The organism is Candidatus Methylomirabilota bacterium, assembly GCA_036005065.1.
GTDB lineage: Bacteria > Methylomirabilota > Methylomirabilia > Rokubacteriales > DASRDR01 > DASYQW01.
In genome coordinates, this window is sequence record DASYQW010000068.1 from 1 (window position 1) to 2270 (window position 2270).

General features: G+C 73.1%; 2 protein-coding genes. Both read left to right on the forward strand.

Going from position 1 to position 2270, the window contains the following annotated elements; translation table 11 throughout:
• Positions 1-48 precede the first annotated feature (48 nt).
• A complete protein-coding gene (locus VGW35_05410) occupies positions 49-945 on the forward strand; it encodes an isocitrate lyase/PEP mutase family protein (GenBank protein ID HEV8307085.1) in 897 nt (298 codons plus the stop codon).
• An 85-nt stretch (positions 946-1030) separates the two neighbouring features.
• Positions 1031-2224: a M20 family metallopeptidase gene (locus VGW35_05415; GenBank protein HEV8307086.1), complete on the forward strand. Its 1194-nt coding sequence runs from the start codon at positions 1031-1033 to the stop codon at positions 2222-2224.
• Positions 2225-2270: the final 46 nt, after the last annotated feature.

A 2270-nucleotide genomic window follows, 5' to 3' on the forward strand; every position in this document is an offset into this window, starting at 1 on the left:
GGGGGGGCATCGGGGGGGTCTTCCGAGACCCCCCCGAGCGGACCTAGCATGCCGGTCCCGGCGGCGAGGGTCCGGGCCGAGCTCCGGCGGCTGAGCGGCCGGAAGGCGGGGCTGCTGGTGCCGGGGGCCTACGACGGCGTCTCGGCGCGACTCGTCGAGCGCGCCGGCTTTCCGGCCGTGTACATGACGGGCTACGGCACCGCGGCCTCACGCCTGGGTCTTCCCGATCTCGGCTTCGCCGGCCTCGCCGAGATGGTCGAGAACGCGCGGCAGATGGCGGCCACCGTCCGGATCCCGCTGATCGCCGACGCCGACACGGGGTACGGAGGCGCGCTGGCGGTCGAGCGGACCATCCGCGCCTACGAGGCGGCGGGGGTCGCCGCGCTCCACATCGAGGATCAGGAGTGGCCCAAGCGTTGTGGCCACCTGGCCGGCAAGGCCGTGATCCCGTGCGAGGAGATGGTCGCCAAGATCACGGCGGCGGTCGAGGCCCGCACCGACCCGAACTTGCTGGTGATCGCGCGGACCGACGCCATCGCGGTGACGGGGTTCGAGGACGCGATCGCCCGGGCCACTGCGTATGCCAAGGCCGGCGCCGACGTGCTCTTCGTCGAGGCGCCGGTGAGCCGCGCCCAGGTCGAGGCCATTCCGCGCCGGCTCAGCGCGCCGTGCCTGTTCAACTACGCGCCGAGCGGCCGGAGCCCTCTCCTGCCGGTGGCCGAGCTCGGGACGCTCGGCTACGCGCTGATCCTCCTGCCCGTGCAGACGCTCTTCGCTGCGACCCGCGCGATGCAGGAGTATTTGCGTGCCCTGCGGGAGCACGGGGAGCCGGCGGCGCTGGATCACCAGCTGATCTCCTTCGCCGATTTCAACGCGCTGATCGGGGTGGCCGACATGCTGGAGCGGGAGCAGCGGCTGATGGGAGGGGCGCCCCCGGGCGGGTGACACGCCGCCCGACCGATCGCGACCGACCGCCTTGACACGGCGGCGCCCTCGTGTGAGCGTGAGCCATCATCCATCGGAGGCATCCATGGCGGCGGACATCGACACCCTGAAGACCCGCGTGGCCGAGGCTGTGGACGCGGTGGCCGACGAGCTCTGGGATCTGGCGCTCCGGATCCACGGGAATCCCGAGCTCGCCTACAAGGAGGAGAAGGCCGCCGCCTGGCTCACCGAGTTTCTCGAGAAGCGCGGCTGCCGCGTCGAGCGCGGCGCGGGACGCGTGCCGACCGCCTTCCGGGCCGAGGTGCCGGGGTCCGGCTCGGGGCCGACGGTGGCGATCCTGGCCGAGTACGACGCGCTTCCCGCCATCGGGCACGCCTGCGGCCACAACATCATCGCCACCGCCGCCGCCGGAGCCGGCGCGGCAGCCGCCACGCTGGCGGGGGTCGCCGGGCTGCCGGTCCCGGGACGGCTCGTCGTGATCGGGACGCCGGCCGAGGAGGGTGGGGCCGGCAAGGTGCGGCTCCTCGAGGCCGGCGTCTTCCGGGACGTCGACGTCGCCATGATGATCCACCCGCTCTGCCGGACGCGCCTGTGGCGGCCGTCGCTCGGCCTCACCAAGGTGAAGGTCGAGTACTTCGGCAAGGCCGCCCACGCCTCCGCCGCCCCCTGGCTGGGCGTGAACGCGCTCAACGCGGTCGTCGGGCTCTTCAACGCCCTCGACGCCATGCGCCAGCAGATCCGGCCGGACGCCCGGATCCACGGAGTCATCACCGTCGGCGGTCAGCAGGCGAACATCATCCCGGAGTACACCGCCGCCGAGTTCTACCTCCGCTCCCTGGACATGGCGTACCTCGGCGAGCTGCGGCGCCGGTTCGAGGCGGCCGCCGAGGGCGCGGCGGTCGCCACCGGCTGCCGGGTGGAGGTCTCCTTCGACCCGATCATCCACGAACCGGTGAAGCCGAACTTCACGGTGCTCGAGCTGTTCGGGAAGAACTTCGAGCGGCTCGGGATGCCCGTGGACCCGGAGGATACGGGCGGCTACGGCTCCACCGACGCCGGCAACGTCAGCCAGGTCCTGCCGACGATCCACCCCTACGTCCGGATCGCGGCCGGGGACGTGCCCAACCACTCGCGGGAATTCACCGAGGCGGCGGCCTCTCCGCTGGCCCGCACCGGGATGGTCGCCGCCGCCAAGGCGCTCGCCATGACGGCCCTGGACCTCCTGGCCAACCCGGCCACCGTCGAGGCAGCCAAGGCCGAGTTCGCCCGCCCGGCCTGAGGGGCAGAGACCGCGGGCGCCCCGGCCGAGCAGGGGGGCTCCAAAG